Source organism: Streptomyces sp. NPDC029296 (assembly GCF_055569255.1).
This window is the reverse complement of record NZ_JBVHXT010000002.1, coordinates 43836-57537: the sequence shown is the minus strand read 5'-3', so window position 1 is coordinate 57537 and position 13702 is coordinate 43836. Positions and strand designations below refer to the sequence as shown.

The following is a 13702-nucleotide window of genomic DNA, read 5'->3' as shown; positions in this document are numbered from 1 at the left end:
GGTTCCGTCACCGGGCCTCACCGGACACGACGGCCCACACGGTCTTGCCGGGCGCTCCGGCGCGGGGTGCCGTGCCCCACTCCTTGGCGAGTGCCGCGACCAGGACGAGACCGCGACCACCGTCCCCGTCGGCCGGGACGGCCCGGGCGACGGGCAGGCGCTCCCCACGGGTGTCGCTCACCTCCACCCGCACCCGTCCGGCCTCGGCGCTCAGCCGCAGCTCGGCATCGCGCCCGGGGACCCGTCCGTGAGTGACGGCGTTGGCGGCCAGCTCGGCGACGAGCAGCTCGACCGTGTCGTGCACGGGTGTGCCGTAGTGCCAGCCCCAGGCGTCCATCTGCTGGGAAGCGAGACGCCTGGCGAGACGGGCGCCGCGCGGAGTCGCCGTGAACCGCAACGTGAAGCCGGTCTCGCGGCCCGGCCCTGGAGTGATGTTGTGGGGAGGGGTGGTCATGCACCCAAGGTTTTCGTTCCCGGACGCGCCTGACCAGGGAAGACAGCCCCACGGCCCCAGGTTGTAGAGGTGGGGTGGCTTGGTGTGGGGGTTGTCGGGGAGCGATTGCTGGAGAGAGATCCTCTTTGGCTTGCCGCGGCGCCGCCTTCCGGACCTCTGTGCGATAGAACGGAGATCTGATCATCCTGCTTGCGGGCGAGTGAGTACTGGGGGAACGCGTGGGGCTGTCACCAGACCTGAAGCTGATCGTGGAGGGCATGGTCAAGGCGTCCATGGGCATGGTGGACACGGTCATGGTCGGCACCCGGGACACGGCCATCGCGCTCTTCCACGAACTCGACCGGCAGCACGGCATGGCCGGGGACGACGACGCGGGACGCGCGTTCGCGAAGGTGTACGAGTCCGCGGCCGCCACGACACTCGACATGATCGGCTTCAGCGCCTACGTGATGGGCGAGACGGGCAAAGGGCTGATGCGCACCTGCCGGGAGCTGATGGCGCAGGAGAGCAGCGTCGCCTCGGCGATCCTCGGCCGGCAGGTGGACGTGACCTACCGGATGGGTGACCCTGCTGCGGACTGCTCCGAGAGTTTCCTGGGGCGCGGGCAGGAGCTTCCGGAGGTCGTCGGCGAAACCGCCTGGTACGACCAGTACGCGCCTGCCGGAATGAGTGACCGCTTCCGCGGTTCTCCGGAGAAGCTGCGGGACGTGGCGGGTACCTGGCGTCGCGGCGCGAAGCTGATGACGCGCTTCCTGGAGGACGCGCAGGCGTACGCCCATACTGCGGACAAGGCCCATTCCGGAGAGGCCGCGGACGCGTTCCGTAGCTACTTCAAGGGCTTCGTCGGCTTCGCCGCGCCGCCGGAGCGGGCCCATCCGGACGAGCCGCTGGTCGCCAACCTCGTGGCGGCCTGCACCCAGCTGGCGAAGGCGTGCGAACGGTACGCCGATCACGTCGAGGCGGCCAAGAGGCAGATCACCGAGGACCGGGTGGACCCCTTCCACGTGGACATGCCGTGGGACTCGCCCATGTTCGGCGGCAACGGTGATGACGGCGGTCTCCTCGACGCCGTGCTCGGCGACCCGTGGATCCACCGGCTCGGCGACGTGGCGCATTCCCTCGACGACTCCGAGAAGCGCGTCAAGCTCCCCCACGGCTCGGCCGGCTCTCCCGGCCTCCCCGGTCTGCCGCTGCTCCCACTGCCCGAACCGGTTCCCGTCCCCGTCCCGCTGGCTCTCGCGTCGTACAAAGGCGGCCTGCCGGGCGTGATACCGGCCGTCTACCGGGACCCCGACCCCAGCCTCCCGTTCAAGGACCCCCTGCCGCCGGAGCCGGGTACCACCCGCTTGCTCAGTACCGGCGAGCGGAAGGAGTTCGAGGCATGGGTGAACACGCTGCGGCCCATGGGATTCGGTGGAAAGGGCACCAGCACGACCGACCCCGCCAACGCCTATCAGTTGCGGACAGCCGGGTATCCCGAACGGCTCATACCGCTCCCCGCGGAAGCTCGTAAGGGAGCCATCGCCGCCGACGGAATGCGGCCGGCCGACGGCTACATGATCGACGCGAAGTACGTCAAGGACACCGACGACGAGTGCAAGAAGAACTCGTGGCGCACGCCCGACACCTTCGCGCTCGAAGACAAGTACGACAAGAACGGCAAGAAGAAGTGGAGCAAGAAGGACATCCTCGTCGGTAAGGACGAGGACGAACTCGACGACTACCGGCAGGCGATGACGCAGCACGAGCAGATCCGCGGCCTGGAGATCGTCACCAACGACAATGACGCTGCCGCGTACTGGCAGACGCTCATGGCGGCACAGGGGGTCAAGGGCACCTCCCGGTACGTGCCCTGACCCCGACGAAGAAGGACGCCTCCCGCTGTGGACCTCGACGAATACCAGACGACCTTCCTGCTCTACGCGCCCGCCAAGGACCCCGCCGGCTGGAACCTGGACCTGGCTGCCTTCGGCGCCGCCCTCGACGCCGCGTTTGCCGAAGTGCGGTACGAGACCCGGCAGGGCAGGCAACTGCGCCTGGCCTTCTGGGCGGTGACGGACGAGGGCATCGAGTTCACCGGCTTCGCCAGCAACGAAGGCAGGGACACGGTGGTCCTCGTGGACAACACCGCCGAAGAGGCGGCCGTGTTCATCGCCTGGCTCCGGGACTCGTACGTCGCTTCCCCGGACCTGATCCGCTTCAGTTCCGAACCGGCCGTGGAGGCGGGCATCGAGACGGACTGGCGCCTACCCCCGACCGGCGACACGGCGAGCATCGCCGAGGAACTGAAGCACCATATCCGCGTCGTCGAACGCTGAGCCGCGGTCCGGGAACCTCTCCGGGGAGCTTCCTTGGGCCGTTCGAGCGAATCAGGCCCTAAGATCCGGAACGTGTCGGTGAAACCAGCGGAGCACCACTTCGCACATGCGGCCCTTCGTCACTTCAAGGACGCCGTCTTTCTCCATGACGCGGCGCGGCTGCCCAACGCGGACCATCACTTCGGGTTCGCGGTCGAGTGCGCCCTGAAGAGTCTGCTGCTCCGCTTCACGGCGGTCTCGATGGATCCCAAGCCCAACGGGAAAGCCGCCACGATGCCCTGGGGCGAGAACCCCACGACCGGCAAGGTGGTCTCCTACAGCCACCTTCCGTGGGTGGCCACCGACGTGGCACTCCTGACGCACGGCAGGTCGGCGACGCGCCTGGCCGCCGCGCTCGGCGGTCTGACGGCTTTCGACACCTGGTCGGTGCACGACCGCTACCGCGACGGCAGCGACGTCGTCGAGGCGGACGTGCGGCAACGGCGTACCGTGGCCGAAAACATACTTCGTCTGCACGAGCAGGCGCTCATCACCGGAAGGCTGCCGTGACCCTCGCTTCAGACCCGTCCGGCGAACCCGTGCGGTTCGCGCAGGCGCGCGTGCGCGCCCTGGACCTGGCCCACGAAGTGGCGGCAGCGGGGGTGGACGTGCTCGCCGTACGGGACGTGCTGGGCCGGTTCACCCTCATCGTCGACGACCGCGCGCAGCCGCTGCCGCCCGCGCTCGCGGGCCTGGAGGACGACTACGGCCCCCGTCTCGCCCGGGAACTCGGCCGGTACGCCGCCGACCGTCCGCTGATGCGGGCGTCCGGCCTCTTCTCCGCCGACGGCCTGCTCGACTCGGAGCGGGCCGTCCGGGACCCGGAGCGGCCCGCGGGCCGGGTACGGATCCTCGACAACACGGTGGTGGGCGAGGACTGGGCGCAGGTGTCCACGCCCGCCCCGGAGGCGGACGGCTCCCGAACCCACCGCACCGCGCTGTACGGGTTCAAGGGCGGTGTCGGCCGCAGCACGGCCACCGCCGTCCTCGCCCGACACCTGGCCGACCAGGGCCACATCGTGCTCGTCGTGGACCTGGACCTGGAGTCGCCGGGTGTCGGCCCGCTGGTCGCCGCCGGGACGGAACTGCCCCCGCACGGCGTCATCGACCAGCTCGTCGAGTCCGCCGTCGGCAACGCGGAAGGCCTGGAGCTGGTGGTCCGCACCGGCTACGAGCCGCGCGGCGGACGGGGCGAACTGTGGGTGGCGCCCGCCCGGGGCCGGGGGACGCCGGGCGTGCCGTACGCCTACGTCGACAAGTTGAACCGGGTGTATGCGGACGTCCCCGGCGCCGACTTCGCCGACCGGCTGGAGCAGGCGGTACGCGCCTGCGAGGACGCGGTGGCCCTGGACGGGGACAGCGGCCGCCGTCCCGACGTCGTGCTGCTCGACAGCCGCGCCGGCATCCACGACATCGCCGCCGTCACCATCTCCCGCCTGTGCGACCTGGCCCTGCTGTTCGGCACGGACAACGCACAGACCTGGGAGGGCTACGGCGACCTCTTCGAGGCGTGGCTCCTCTCCGGGCAGGCACCGGCGATCCGCGAGAAGCTGCGCATGGTGGCCTCGATGGTGCCCGACTCGCCACTGCGCCCCAGGGACGCCTACCTGGAGTCGTTCCGCGAGCACGCCTGGGAGGCGTTCTCGCTGCTGTACGACGACGACGTCCCGGACCCGGAGACGAACGAGCTGGACCTCGACACGTTCTCCCCCTTCCTGGAGGACGAGGCGGCGCCGCACCACCCCATTCCGATCCTGTTCGAACCCGGACTCGTCGGCCTGGATGCCGTCTCCGTCCCCGGCTGGCAGGACCGGGCTTTCGTGCAGGCGGCGTACCGGGACTTCCTGCCCACCGCTACGCTCCTGATCACCGCAGATCCGCAGAGCAGCGAAGGACCGCGATGAGCACCCCACTGGGCGTCGAGGAGTACCGCGACCTCCTCGCCGCGGCCCTCCCGGAGGCCACGGACGCCGACACCGCCGAGCCGAACGTCCGGAGCCTGTTCACGCCGGACACTCACCGTGCCGCCCTCTACGTGGACAGCACGGTGGTCCGCGGCGGCCGCGGCGTCGGCAAGACCTTCTGGTACCGCTCGCTGCTCGACGAGACGCTGCGCGAGGTCGCCGCCCAGGAGTACGGCATCGAACGCCTGCGGCGCGTCAGGGTGTCCCGCGGCTACGGGGCGGCCCTGGAACCCGATCTCTACCCCGGGCCGGGCAACCTGAGGCAGCTGGTGGAGGAGGGCGTCCGCCCCTACGACCTCTGGTACGCCGTCCTGCTGACCGCCTTCGGCCAGCCGGAACTGCGCGAGCTGTCCGAGTGGCGGGACAGGGCGACCTGGGTGCGCAACAACCCGGGCGCGGCCGAGCGCACGGTGCAGACCGTCGACCGGGAGGCGCACGGGAAGGGGATCACCCACCTCATCCTCTTCGACGCCCTGGAACACCTGCACCGGGTCCGCTCCCAGGCCGACCGGCTGGTGAGCGGCATCCTGGAGCTGGCCCTCGCCATGCGCCTGGGCACGCGCAGCATCCGCTTCAAGGTGTTCATCCGCCCCGACATGTACGACGGCGCGCTGCTGCACTTCCCGGACGCGTCCAAGCTGACCTCCAACGCGGCGGCCCTGACCTGGTCCCGCGCCAACCTCTACGGGCTGCTCTTCCACACCCTGGGCAATCACGACGGCGAGCTGGCCGCCCGCTTCCGTGCCCTGACGGGTGGCTGGCAGCCCGAGGCCGACGGCCGGCGCTTCGTCCCCCCGGCACTGCTCAGCGGTGACGAGCAGTCCCAGCAGGAGCAGTTCACCGTGATAGCGGGCCCCTACATGGGCTCCAACTTCCGCAAGGGCCACACCTTCACCTGGTTGCCCAACCACCTGATGGACGGCGTCGAGCAGGTCAGCCCGCGCAGCTTCCTCAGCGCGTTGCAGAAGGCGCTCTCGGAGACCCGCGACCAGTACGCGGGCCACGAGTTCGCCCTGCACCACGAGGGCATCCGCCGGGGCGTGCAGACGGCGTCCGAGACCCGGGTCGCCGAGGTCAGTGAGGACATGCCGTGGGTACGCCTGGCGATCGAGCCGCTGGCCGGCCACCAGGTGCCGATCGAACGGGACAAGGTGGAAGCCCTCTGGCGTGAGCACCGGCTGGTCGACGCCCTGCACAAGGAAGCCGAACGGTACGTGCCCAGCGACCCGGACGACGACTTCCTGGTGCGCACCGGACCGCGCTACCCGGAGGACCCGGCCCTGCTGATCGAGGAACTCGTCGGCCTGGGCGTGATGCGCCAGCGCCGGGACGGCCGCATCGACCTGCCGGACGTCTACCGCATCGCCTTCGGCGTGGGCCGCAAGGGCGGCGTTCCGAGGGTGGCCAACTGAGCCGGTTGGTCAGGCAGCGCTGACAGGGCGTCGACTGCGGCGCAGCGCGGGCAGAGCATCTCGTCCCCGACCGGCCGGAAGAGGACGGACTGGACGTGGTCGCCCTCGCATTCACGGGTGCCGTGGAGGCGGGGGGAGAGGGGGCGGACGGGCGTGGGTTCCTGGGCTGGGGTGGGCTGGGGCTCGGGTGCGGCCGGGGTAGGGACTGGTGGCACCTCGCGGAGCAGGTAGCGCAGCAGACCGCCGGGGCGGTGGACGGGGGCCCCGTCGCCGGGGAGGCCGCGAAGGATGTGCCCGCGGATGGCGGTGGGCGGATGCCCGGCGGCCAGCCAGCGCGCGGTGAGGTCCGTCAGCTCGGCATCCATGGCCCGGGGGATGTGGCGCAGGGCCGGGTCCAGGTCGCGGTAGGCGTGGGCGAGGGCGCGGGACGCGTCTAGGTGAGGGCCGGGATCGGGGCGCTCGCTGCCCCGGTCCACCTCCGGGGCTTGCGCGGCTTGCGGGGCTGCCGTGGCGTGCGCGGCTTCGGGGGCTTCGGCGGGTGCGGAGGCATCGGCGGCGTCCTCGGGGGGCTTGGGGGGTCGGTTGGGGGTGTTCACACAGGTGTCGCCATAGGGATGACCGTCGGCGGGCCGACCGGTCCGCTCACCGACCGCCGGATTGCGGGGACCCGGTGCGACGTGCGCGGATACGGGCATCCGCCCGAGGAGCTTAGCGGCCTCAGCCTCGCTCAACGGCACGTTGGAGACGAGTTGTTGGGTCACCCAGCGACCGCCGGGACCCTGGACGCGCCGCTCGTGCACAAACCCCTCGTCCTTGAGCTGGCGCTTGGCGCGGGTGAAGGCGCAGGCGCCGATGTTCGCGCGTTCAGCCGTACGGGACAGGGATTCTCGCGCCCCCTGGGGGAGCGAGAGTTGCCAGGTGAGAAGGCGTACGGCGTCGGAGGAGAGCCGGGGGTGCCGGATGATGTCGTGGGAGAACTGGGTGTAGGCGCGCAGGGGCGCGATATGGTGCCGGTACATCACTGTGGGAGCCCTACTTCCACTGGTGGTACAGGCCCTCGCTGACGGGTGCAAGCCGTCGCGGGGGCCGTTTTGTGTGTTGCTGCTGGGAGTGACGGTAGCGCACGCAAAGTGGCCGCGCGGACGCGTTGAGTGAAGAAAGCTTTCGTGGGGAGTCGTTCACTCACACGAGGCAACTTGTGCCTGTTGGGGCGTGGGTTGGCGTACTGGCGTCCTAGTGTGCGGCCATGGATACGGGTGCCGATTCGGGTACGGGTGGTGCCGAGCCGGACTCGAACGTCGGGTTCCTGCGCTGCTTCGGCCGGCAGATGAAGCTTCTGCGGGAGGCGGCCGGGCTGACTCAGGCGGAGCTGGGGAGCCTGGTCGGGTACGGCGAGGCGCAGATCGCGGCGGTGGAGCAGGGGCGGAGGATTCCCAAGCCGGAGCTGATCGACGCCGTGGACCGGGTGGTGGGGGCGCGGGGCGTGCTGGTGGCCATGAAGGACGAGGTGGCCAAGGCGCGGTATCCGTCGTTCTTCCGCAAGTTCGTCAGCTATGAGGCCGAGGCAGACGAACTGCATGTGTATGACGCGCACTTGGTAAACGGTCTGTTGCAGTGCGAGGAGTACGCGCGAGCCGTCTTCGAGATGTGGCGCCCGTTATTGGATGCGGAAACGGTGGAGCAGCGCTTGACCGCCCGTTTGGACCGGCAGAAGTTACTCTCGCGCCGTCCCAAACCGCTGCTGAGCTTCGTCATCGAGGAGCACGTCTTCCTGCGGCCCCTCGGCGGCAAGGAAGTGCACCGGGCCCAGCTGGAACACCTGCTGATGATGGGCCACGAACGAAACGTCGAGATCCAGGTGATGCCCACGGATCGCGATGAGCACGGCGGGGTAGCAGGGCCGTTTACGTTGATCCTTACGCGCTCAGGGCGCAGGATGGCTTACACGGAGGTGCAGAGCCACAGCACCCTGCACGCGGAACCGGCGAGGGTCCAGGGGTTCGAGTCGACGTATGGCGTTTTGAGGGCGCAAGCCAAGAACCCCAAGGAATCGCTGGCCTGGATCGAGAAGCTCTTAGGAGAGTTGTGAAGGCCAACGCCGATCAGGTAGCCGGGCTGACCTGGGTGAAGAGCAGCTACAGCGCGGGTGATGGCGGTCAGTGCGTGGAGGTCGCGGACGCGGGTACGGCCGTGCTGGTCCGTGACTCCAAGCGGCCGGAGGAAGCGTTTCTCTCCGTCGGCGCTGATGGATGGGCGGCGTTCGTGCGGATGGCCGCGCGCGGCTGAACAGTGCGACGGAGGGGCGGTCGGCAGTCGACCGCCCCTCTGCGCTTGCTTACTCGCTCTTCTTCTTACGCCCGCCGGTCTTCTTCTCCGGACGCCACTTGACGAGGTCCGTCTCGGATACCTCCGCGTCCGCGCGGCCCGAGTCGAGGGCGGCCTGGAACTCCTCGGCGGGGTTGCCCTCCCACTCCTCGTCGTACTCGCCGTACCACTGGTGGACCCAGGGCATCACTTCCCGGAGCCCGGCGAGCAGGGGCACGAGCCGGGGGTCCTTCTTGTCCCAGCCGCCGACCTCGATCCGGCTGCGGATGAGACCGACCAGGGCGTCGGCCTGGTCCCGGTGGTTCCAGCCGGCCCAGCCGAGGAGGAGGGAGCCGTCCGACTCCAGCGAGGCGCCGGGGTAGGAGATGAAGCGCTCCTTGGGAACGTCGAGCTTGCCTCGGTTGGACCAGTAGGAGTGCTTGATGAAGTCGGCGCCGGTGTACTTCGGCGGCACCTTGATGTCGAGCCGCTGTCCCGTACGGTCCTCCTCCCGCTGCTGCTCCCAGACCTGCTCCCACTGGGCCCGCTTGCGCAGACCGGAGTCCTTGTAACGCAGGGCGGCGAGGTACGGCACGTGCTCGGCGTCGATGACAGCGGCGAGCACGGTGGCGAGGGAGGCGTCACGCTTGCCGAGGTGATCGGTGGCGTACAGCTCGGCGACGGCCTGGACGTCCTTGTCGTGGCGCAGCGCGTCGGCGAGCTGGTTGACGGTGAGCAGCCGGGGCACGGTAAACCCGTCCCGCTCCTCGAACCACAGGTCCTCACGCTCGGCGGCATCGAGCAACCAGCTCCGGAGGGCGGCGGCTTCGCGCTTCTCCCAGGGCTCGATGGACCAGCGCCGCTTGTACTCGGGCCGCTCGATGAGACGGATGTCCTTGTTGGCCTCGATGAGATCGATCCGGGCCTGCACGACCCTCCGGTACGCCTCCGGCCAGTGGGCGGGGATCTCGGTGACAGGGGTGGACCCGTGCCGCTCGAACCACGCGGTCTCGGCTTCCCCGGCGGTCACCTTGCGGGCGAGCACGATCTCGAACGCCCGCTGACCAAGGGCGACTTCGGGGACGTCGTCAGTGGTGGTCCGCGCAACCTCCTCGCTACTGAGCAGCCCGTACGCGCCGTAGACGGTCCAGTCCAGCTCCTCTTGCAGGGCGATCATCCGGGCGCGGATCTGCTCTTGGGCATTGCGGGCCTCACTCAAGGCTTCGCGAGTGGGCACGGCATCGCGGGCGGCGCCAGAAGGCTCAAGCTGAACCAGTTGTTGAGCGAGTGAGTCAATTGCACGGCCGAGGGCAAGGGGGAGTTGCTTGGGGAGCGGAAATTCCTGAAGCTTGTTCCCGGTGAATTCGTAGTACTCCTCCCAGGCCCAACGTCCCGTTGAGCGCTCGCCCCCTCGGTTTCCCCTTCCTTGGCATACTTGCTTGAGCCAAAACTCGGCGGATGACGAGTTCAGCAACCCCATAAGCTCAAGATGCTGGTCCTCGTTAGACCCCTTCGGCAACTTGATCACGGGAGCGTGAGCGTCGAAGACCTTGCCGCCACGGTCGAGGGTGAAATGCAAATGAGTGGCAACATTGGCAAATGTGATGGAAAGCGGGGTGGCGTATGCCGATTTGGTGTGTTGCATGTATTCCCACCAAGCGCGTCCCGCCGCTTCCATGTCTCCTTGGAAAGTTCGCCGAGCGGCAAGCAGTGTGCGCAGCGGCCAAAGTTCGTCCTGCAAATCGCTGCGAACGAGTCCTTCGGATGTGTACGGATACCAGGTGAGTCCAAGGTTGTGCAGCCCCCAGTCGCGCACATTTTCGCCACGCACGATAGGGCGAAGTGCCACGATATCCGTATGGCTTAGCGCTTTCACGGGACGCGGGCGACTGAAGGCATCGTCGGAACCAGCGCGAATCGCTCGCCCGACGGGTGGCTCGATTTTACTTCGGAGTTTGGTATCCTTGTCGAATTTTTGGAGCAGATTGGCGGCGCCACCACCGCTCAACGCCCACGGGTGCTTCGCCAGCCGAGGCCTCTCCAGGTCGTCGACACTCGCCCATTGAGATGACTCGCCCGGTTGCCGGATAAGCTGTTGAATTGCTGTCCATACCAAGCCATGCGCAGCATCCTCGGGCGGCTCTGGTTCGCCCTTAATTCCCATTACTACGCGTACCTGCTCTGCGCTCCGATGGTTCCTGTTTCGTCCGGCCAAGATAACCGTTGGAGTTCCGTGGCCTGGAATGTAAGCGCCTGATGTATCGATGACGTGCGTCAGGTCAACCGTGGCGAAGAACTTCTCGATAAGAAGGCGACCGAACTTGCGCTTCATGAATGAGTTGGCAGTGATTTGCCCTGTGAAACCGCCGTCTCTTTGGCTACCCCCCGCCCGCACTGCCAGCTCGAAGATCCGCTGTGCAAAAGGAACAGAGAGGGCGTACGTGCCTGCACAGGCGTCGTAGGCCCTACGATAGGTCTCGTTTTCGCTAGCGTCCTTCACCGTGATGTAAGGCGGATTCCCCACCACCACGTGATACGACCCTCGCCCGAGAAGATCAACCTCCCGCGCGTACTCCTCCACGTCCTCGGTGCGGAAATAGAAGGGCTGGTTCTCCGCGAACAGGGTGTCCAGCGCCTCGGTAACCGTCTCGGCACCCCGCCCATGCAGCAACGAGTCCGCCACAGCCACCCGAATAGGCAACCCGGGAGCCGCGCTCAAGTCCCGCACGCCGCCCGCCTTCAACGCGGCCACCAACAACCGGAACCGGGCGATGGCCACGGCGAACGGGTTCTTGTCGGCGCCGTGTACGGACTCCAGCGCCCGCCGTACCAGCACCCACGACTCGGTCCCCGGCTCGGCCTCCCGCCACTTGGCCAGCAGCCGCTCGAACATGCCCAGCAGGAAGTGCCCGGAGCCGCACGCGGGGTCGATGCACCGCAGCCCCCGGACGACCTCCTCACCGCCCGGACCGTCGGCCCACACCTCGCCGTCCCAGTCCACCGGCCGGTGCTTCCAGGCCGGCGTCAGCCCGAACTCCTCCACGGCGGGCTCAAGGGTCAGGTCGAGGATGAACTCCTCCACGAACACCGGGGTCTGGAGCAGCGCGTACGTCTTGCGGGCGTGCTCGGACAGGTCCTGGTACAGGTCGCCGAGGAAACGCGTGTCCAGGGAGGGGTCGGTGAAGTCGTGGACGATCTCGCCGTCCGCGCCCCGCTGCCGCCAGAACGCGAGCAGGGCCGTGGCCGCCTCGTACGAGGGCGTCACCTCGTACAGCGGGTTGTGCCCACGGTCGAACAGCCCCTCCACCGTCCGGTGCGACTTCGCCAGCGCGTCGAAGGAGTCCAGCAGCCAGTCCCGGTCGTTCTTCGACGGGTTCTCCCGGAAATACGCGTCGTGCCGGTCCTGCGCCTCGGCCAGCCGATCACCCGGCCCCGAGAGCCACGCGTCCGGGATCAGCCCGTTGTCCTCGCTGAACCGTACGAAGACGCACGCCAGCACCCACGCGGCGGCGATCTGCACGACCCGCTCGTCCCGCCAGGTCTCGTACATCGCGGCCGTACGCTCCGCCGCGACCGCCTTGTCGTACTCTACGCGCAGCGCGTCGCGGAACTCGGGCTCGTTCTCGGTCCGGGCCCGGAGATCGTCCTCAAGGATCCGGGCCTGCGCTTGAAGATCCTTCAGCAGCCGTGTCCTGTCGAGCGAGGCCCCCGCCCCTTGTGTCTCCTCAGGCGTCACCGTCACAGCCGCACCTCTCATCCTGCTCACGGTGCCGCGATCACCGCGGACGCACCGATTTCCCTGCGAACCTCCCGGCCCGCCGTCCCATCCTGCCAGCCCCGATGCACCGCATTCGTTGAAACCGATGCATACCGAGCCGTCCACCAGGCGCGACTCGGTATTCGCGCTGGTCAGACGGTTGCCGGTGCCACACACCAGCGGTCCGGCCATGCGGACCGGGACGGGCGCAACCCCACCGCCGTACGCGCCCTCGCCTACATCCCCCGCTCGTGCTCACGCACGTACGTGAAGCCCCGGGGCAGCTCGTGGGGCCCGGCCAGGCCGGCCCTGGCGTGATCCTCCCGATAGGCGGCTGCCGCCTCCGGGCTCGCGTCCTTGCCGAGGTGGCCGATGCGCATCAGGTGCCCCGCGACCCGGTGGGCGCTCACGCCGTAGCCCGCGCTCGGGTCATCGCGGAGGTCCTCGTGTCCCGCGACCCGGAGCACCGGGGCGTAGCAGAGCAGCGGAACAGGTGTCTCCCCGCGCCGCGCCGGATAGTGCAGCATGGCGGCCCGGTCGATGCTGCCCTGCTCCCACGTGAGGATCCGGCGGGACAGGAGCCGTTCGATCGCCCCGTGAATCTTCTTCACGGCCGGCCGCTCCGACGGCTGCGCGCGCTCGACGGTGTTCCGGACCAGCGCCTCCCGTGGCAGCAGGGCTCGGCCCTTCTCGTCCAGGTAACCGAGTTCGCGCAGCGCGATCAGAACGAGTTCCTCCACCCGGTCCACGCGGGCGTCGAACGCCGCGAGTTCACGGGTCGTGATCCTCGGGTCGTACGCGTAGCGGACCACGGTGCCGCCGAAGACGACGGGCTCGTCCAGCGGGGTGTAGGCCAGGCGCAGCTTCCTCCACGTATCCCACCGCACCGACACGCGGGTGCCGGGCAGGACGAAGGACTGCCACGTCAGACCGGTCAGGACCGGCTCGGTGCCGTTGGTGTCGAGCCTGATGCCCCTCTGCTCGTCCAGGACCCTGATGCGGTGGCGTCCGCGCAGGAACGTCAGGTCGAGCGGTTCCTGGGGAGCGGCCCGGCCGGCCATCTCGGCCGGAACGGGGCACGTGCCGTGCAGGAGGTGCTCGGCCCGCACGTAGAACTTCCACTCCACCGTGAGACCGGTGTTAACCACCGAGTGGGGCAGCCCGCCGTCGAGTTCCCCGACGACTACCCGTGCGAGGTCCTCCGCCTCCGGGGCCGGCGGCTGCGCGTCCGCGACCGGCTCCGGGGCCGACGCCCCCATACGCCCGTAGCAGCCGTTGCAGTACAGGTCGTCACCCCGTACGGCGACCAGCTTCGCCGTCTTCGTCTGACCGCAGCGCGCGCAGGGGAAGGGCGCGACCGTAACCAGCCGCACGAGCTGTGTGTCCCCCCGCGGCGGATACACCTTCACGATCTTCTTGCCGAGGAGGCCCCCGCCCACCTTCATCACAACCGA

11 protein-coding genes are annotated in these 13702 nt (G+C 68.8%); 7 read left to right on the top strand and 4 right to left on the bottom strand.

Annotated elements, in window-relative coordinates; translation table 11 throughout:
* Window positions 1-7: 7 nt before the first annotated feature.
* On the bottom strand, window positions 8-454 hold the full coding sequence (locus ACZ4W9_RS01725; protein WP_467932483.1) for an ATP-binding protein: 447 nt from the start codon (window positions 452-454) through the stop codon (window positions 8-10).
* A gap of 218 nt (window positions 455-672) precedes the next feature.
* Between ACZ4W9_RS01725 and ACZ4W9_RS01720 the strand changes: the two genes are divergently transcribed.
* The 5 genes from ACZ4W9_RS01720 to ACZ4W9_RS01700 all read left to right on the top strand — a co-directional run bounded on the left by ACZ4W9_RS01720 (window position 673) and on the right by ACZ4W9_RS01700 (window position 6187).
* Window positions 673-2310 carry a restriction endonuclease fold toxin-2 domain-containing protein gene (locus tag ACZ4W9_RS01720; RefSeq protein ID WP_467932482.1) on the top strand — a complete coding sequence of 546 codons (1638 nt, stop codon included), beginning with the start codon at window positions 673-675 and terminating at the stop codon, window positions 2308-2310.
* Between the two features lie 27 nt (window positions 2311-2337).
* Complete coding sequence (locus ACZ4W9_RS01715) at window positions 2338-2772, top strand: hypothetical protein (RefSeq protein ID WP_467932481.1); 435 nt, start codon at window positions 2338-2340, stop codon at window positions 2770-2772.
* Between the two features lie 72 nt (window positions 2773-2844).
* The gene (locus ACZ4W9_RS01710) at window positions 2845-3321 is read left to right on the top strand and encodes a hypothetical protein (RefSeq protein ID WP_397952148.1); all 477 of its coding nucleotides are present in this window, start codon (window positions 2845-2847) and stop codon (window positions 3319-3321) included.
* The gene (locus ACZ4W9_RS01705; RefSeq protein ID WP_467932479.1) at window positions 3318-4715 is read left to right on the top strand and encodes a KGGVGR-motif variant AAA ATPase; all 1398 of its coding nucleotides are present in this window, start codon (window positions 3318-3320) and stop codon (window positions 4713-4715) included. The genes ACZ4W9_RS01710 and ACZ4W9_RS01705 overlap by 4 nt, the downstream gene beginning before the upstream one ends.
* Complete coding sequence (locus ACZ4W9_RS01700) at window positions 4712-6187, top strand: hypothetical protein (protein ID WP_467932478.1); 1476 nt, start codon at window positions 4712-4714, stop codon at window positions 6185-6187. Before ACZ4W9_RS01705 ends, ACZ4W9_RS01700 begins: the two co-directional genes overlap by 4 nt.
* Here ACZ4W9_RS01700 and ACZ4W9_RS01695 read toward each other — a convergent pair.
* Window positions 6130-7206, bottom strand: coding sequence for a hypothetical protein (locus tag ACZ4W9_RS01695; protein WP_467932477.1), 1077 nt, complete (start codon window positions 7204-7206; stop codon window positions 6130-6132). The genes ACZ4W9_RS01700 and ACZ4W9_RS01695 overlap by 58 nt on opposite strands.
* Window positions 7207-7433: 227 nt before the next feature.
* Between ACZ4W9_RS01695 and ACZ4W9_RS01690 the strand changes: the two genes are divergently transcribed.
* On the top strand, window positions 7434-8276 hold the full coding sequence (locus ACZ4W9_RS01690; RefSeq protein WP_467932475.1) for a helix-turn-helix domain-containing protein: 843 nt from the start codon (window positions 7434-7436) through the stop codon (window positions 8274-8276).
* Window positions 8273-8473 (top strand): DUF397 domain-containing protein, encoded by a 201-nt coding sequence (locus ACZ4W9_RS01685; RefSeq protein ID WP_467932474.1) that lies wholly within the window; start codon window positions 8273-8275, stop codon window positions 8471-8473. The genes ACZ4W9_RS01690 and ACZ4W9_RS01685 overlap by 4 nt, the downstream gene beginning before the upstream one ends.
* Before the next feature lie 49 nt (window positions 8474-8522).
* Here the strand turns inward: ACZ4W9_RS01685 and pglX are convergent, their stop codons facing one another.
* Together pglX and ACZ4W9_RS01675 are read right to left on the bottom strand one after the other, a co-directional pair.
* Window positions 8523-12440 carry a BREX-2 system adenine-specific DNA-methyltransferase PglX gene (gene pglX, locus ACZ4W9_RS01680; protein WP_467932473.1) on the bottom strand — a complete coding sequence of 1306 codons (3918 nt, stop codon included), beginning with the start codon at window positions 12438-12440 and terminating at the stop codon, window positions 8523-8525.
* Between the two features lie 44 nt (window positions 12441-12484).
* Complete coding sequence (locus ACZ4W9_RS01675; RefSeq protein ID WP_467932471.1) at window positions 12485-13693, bottom strand: LIM domain-containing protein; 1209 nt, start codon at window positions 13691-13693, stop codon at window positions 12485-12487.
* Window positions 13694-13702: the final 9 nt, after the last annotated feature.

What these genes read in the sequence shown, in the direction of transcription:
- ACZ4W9_RS01725 (WP_467932483.1), bottom strand. Translation starts at nt 454, where the DNA reads ATGACCACCCCTCCCCACAACATCACTCCAGGGCCGGGCCGCGAGACC.
- ACZ4W9_RS01700 (WP_467932478.1), top strand. Translation starts at nt 4,712, where the DNA reads ATGAGCACCCCACTGGGCGTCGAGGAGTACCGCGACCTCCTCGCCGCG.
- ACZ4W9_RS01695 (WP_467932477.1), bottom strand. Translation starts at nt 7,206, where the DNA reads ATGTACCGGCACCATATCGCGCCCCTGCGCGCCTACACCCAGTTCTCC.
- ACZ4W9_RS01690 (WP_467932475.1), top strand. Translation starts at nt 7,434, where the DNA reads ATGGATACGGGTGCCGATTCGGGTACGGGTGGTGCCGAGCCGGACTCG.
- pglX (WP_467932473.1), bottom strand. Translation starts at nt 12,440, where the DNA reads ATGGCCGGACCGCTGGTGTGTGGCACCGGCAACCGTCTGACCAGCGCG.
- ACZ4W9_RS01675 (WP_467932471.1), bottom strand. Translation starts at nt 13,693, where the DNA reads ATGAAGGTGGGCGGGGGCCTCCTCGGCAAGAAGATCGTGAAGGTGTAT.